The organism is Microbacterium sp. (assembly GCF_031178525.1).
Classification (GTDB): Bacteria; Actinomycetota; Actinomycetes; order Actinomycetales; family Microbacteriaceae; genus Microbacterium.
Window position 1 is genome coordinate 1 of sequence record NZ_JAPSJA010000285.1, and the last position, 2,953, is coordinate 2,953.

The 2,953-nt window shown below is 72.4% G+C and carries 3 protein-coding genes, 1 tRNA gene and 1 pseudogene; 4 read left to right on the plus strand and 1 reads right to left on the minus strand.

Features of this window, described 5'->3' with window-relative positions:
* Positions 1-954, plus strand: a 954-nt coding sequence (locus RIF89_RS13225; protein WP_309069560.1) for a histidine kinase, incomplete at its 5' end; no start/stop codon positions are given.
* Positions 951-1,592, plus strand: coding sequence for a response regulator transcription factor (locus tag RIF89_RS13230; RefSeq protein ID WP_309069561.1), 642 nt, complete (start codon positions 951-953; stop codon positions 1,590-1,592). The genes RIF89_RS13225 and RIF89_RS13230, both read left to right, overlap by 4 nt.
* A gap of 53 nt (positions 1,593-1,645) precedes the next feature.
* Here the strand turns inward: RIF89_RS13230 and RIF89_RS13235 are convergent.
* A tRNA-Leu gene (locus RIF89_RS13235) sits at positions 1,646-1,729 on the minus strand.
* A 161-nt stretch (positions 1,730-1,890) separates the two neighbouring features.
* Between RIF89_RS13235 and RIF89_RS13240 the strand changes: the two genes are divergently transcribed.
* Entirely contained in the window at positions 1,891-2,631 is a 741-nt protein-coding gene (locus RIF89_RS13240) for a DUF3662 and FHA domain-containing protein (RefSeq protein ID WP_309069562.1), read from the plus strand.
* A pseudogene (locus tag RIF89_RS13245) lies at positions 2,628-2,953 on the plus strand (FHA domain-containing protein); the annotation flags it as partial. The gene RIF89_RS13240 and the pseudogene RIF89_RS13245, both read left to right, overlap by 4 nt.

A 2,953-nucleotide genomic window follows, 5' to 3' on the forward strand; every position in this document is an offset into this window, starting at 1 on the left:
GCGCGAGGGCTGGGAGCCGAACCGTTCGAGGGGCGGCGCTACCCGCGCGAGGACTCTCTGGTGGGCCGCGCGCTCGAGACGCGCAGCGTCGTCGTCGCGGACCACAGCAATGCGGAGGTCTCGACCGAGGCCGACATGGGCCCCAGCGTGGTGCTCCCCGTCGTGGTGTCGGGTGAGCCCGTGTGTGCGCTGACCCTGTCGCGTGCCACGGGTGGCGTCGAGTTCACCGCCCAGGAGGCCGAGCTCGCCGCGGACTTCGCCGCCCAGGTCGGACTGGCCGTCGAGCTGACGCAGGCGCGTGCCGACAGGCAGCGGGTGGAGCTCGCCGACGAGCGCAGCCGCATCGCGCGCGACCTGCACGATCACGTCATCCAGCGACTGTTCGGGGCGGGCCTGTCGCTGCAGGCGCTCGCCGCAGGACATCCGCAGGCCGAGGACGCCATCCTCGACCTGGTCGACGTGGTCGACGGCGCGATCTCCGAGATCCGCATGGCCGTCTTCGCGCTCTCGGATCGCCGTCGGAACGACGCCGGCTCGACCCGCCGTCGCGTGCTGGACGCCGCACAGGAGCTGACCGCGGCGCTCGGCGCCACACCGCGCATCTCTTTCGCCGGTGCCGTCGACCTGATGGTGACCGACGGCCTCGCGGACGACGTCGTGGCCGTCGTGCGCGAGTGCCTCGCGAACGCGGCACGGCACGCCGGCGCTCGGGACGTGTCGGTGGAGATCGCCGTCGACGATCGCGACCTGCGGGTGACGGTGGTCGATGACGGCGTCGGGATCCCCACGATGCGCGAGCGACACAGCGGCACGGAGAACCTCGCCGAGCGCGCGCGGCGCCGCGGCGGGGACTTCACGCTCGGCCCCGGGCGCGATGGCGGCACCACGGCGGTCTGGCGCGCCCCGCACGGCGGCGCGGCCGGGGGCAGCGAGACGGAGCGGAGGCGAGCATGACACGCGTGTTCCTCGTCGACGACCACGAAATCGTCCGTCGCGGCATCGCCGACCTGCTCGACAGGCAGCGCGATCTCGAGGTCGTCGGGGACGCCGGCACCGTGAAGCAGGCGCTCGCGCGTGTGGCGGCGACGAATCCGGATGTCGTCGTGCTGGACGTCCGCCTCCCCGACGGCGACGGCATCCAGCTCTGCCGAGCGATCCGCTCGGCGCACCCCGACATCGCGTGCCTGATGCTCACGGCCTACGACGACGACGACGCGAGCACCGCCGCCGTGCTCGCGGGCGCGGCCGGCTACGTGCTCAAGGACATCCGCGGCCCGAACCTCGCCGACGCGATCCGCCGGGTCGCGTCGGGGAGGTCGCTCGTCGCGCCCGCGGTCGCCCAGCGCGTGGTCGCCTCCGTCACCAGAACCGTGGGAGCGGGAGCGGGCGGCGACGCGGCACCTGATCTCACCCTGCGCGAGCGCCAGGTGCTGCGGCTGATCGGCGAGGGCCTGACGAACCGTCAGATCGGCGAGCAGCTGAACCTCGCGGAGAAGACCGTGAAGAACTACGTCTCGGGCCTGCTTGCGAAGCTCGGCATGGAGCGGCGCACGCAGGCGGCCGTCTACGCCACGTCGCAGGGCCGAGCCTGACGCATCGCGGAGACGACGAAGGCCCCGGTTCTCACCGGGGCCTTCGTGTCGTGTGCGCGAGGGGGGACTTGAACCCCCACGCCCTTGCGGGCACTGGCACCTGAAGCCAGCGCGTCTACCTATTCCGCCACTCGCGCGAGATCGGATCGCTCCGAACTCAACTTCCCGAGGATATCACCTCGCCGGAGCGCTCGCGAACCCGAACGGGTCCGGGAGCGCGCCGCTCCGGCCGGGAAAGGGCACCGCCCAGGCATGCTGGCTACGATGTGCCTACCGGTCGGCCGGACTGAGGAGACCCGTGGGACTACTGGACAGCTTCGAGCAGGGCCTCGAGCGCGCCGTCAACCGCGCGTTCGCGAAGACCTTCCGCAGCGGCATTCAGCCGGTCGAGATCGCCTCCGCCCTGCGCCGTGAACTCGACACGAGGGCCGCGGTCGTCGCGCGTGATCGCATCCTCGTGCCGAACGAGCTGACGGTCCGTCTCAGCCCCGCCGACCACGAGCGCATGCGCGCGCTCGGCAGTGCGCTCGTCAGTGAGCTCGACACGATGCTGCGCGGCCACGCCTCCGCCCAGGGGTACAGCCTCGCCGGACCGCTGCGCATCGCGCTGCGCGAGGACGAGTCGATCACGACCGGAACGGTCGACGTCGACTCCAACACGACCGAGGGCCGTGTCGAGTGGCGTGCCGTGGTCGATGTGAACGGGCGCCGCTACCCGCTGTCGAAGGCCCGCACCGTGCTGGGCCGCGGCAGCGACGCCGACATCACGGTCGATGACCCCGGCACGAGCCGCGCGCACGTCGAGGTGCTGTGGGACGGCGAGCGCGCCATGGTGCGCGACCTCGGCTCCACGAACGGCTCCAAGCTCGACGGCCACCCCGTCAAGCAGTCGGGCCTGAACGACGGCCAGACGATCACGATCGGGCGCACCGACATCGTGTTCCACGTCGTGCCGCTCGCGGCGCCGCAGACCCGGCCGGCGCGCGAGGAGCGCACCACGTCGACTCGGATCATGCCGCAGAACGGGGACTGGACATGACCGAACTGAGCTCGCTGACCCTGCTCCTGCTGCAGGTCGGCTTCCTGCTGCTGATGTGGCTGTTCGTGTTCGCGGTCGTCTTCGCGCTGCGCTCCGACGTGTTCGGCGTGCGCGTGCGCCGGATGCCCGAGACCGCCGGCCGCGCGCCCGCCAAGGGCAAGCCGGCCGGGCCCAGGACCCCGCCCACCCCGCGCGCGGCTCCCGCGCCGAGCGGAGGTGCCGCGGGTCCCGCCACGACCAGCACGGTCTCGCGCATCGTGATCACCTCGGGCCCCAAGGCCGGACTCGAGCTGCCGCTCGGCACGGACTCGCTCACGATCGG

Excerpts from the sequence above, each read along its gene's own strand:
- RIF89_RS13230 (WP_309069561.1), top strand. The coding sequence starts at position 951 with ATGACACGCGTGTTCCTCGTCGACGACCACGAAATCGTCCGTCGCGGC.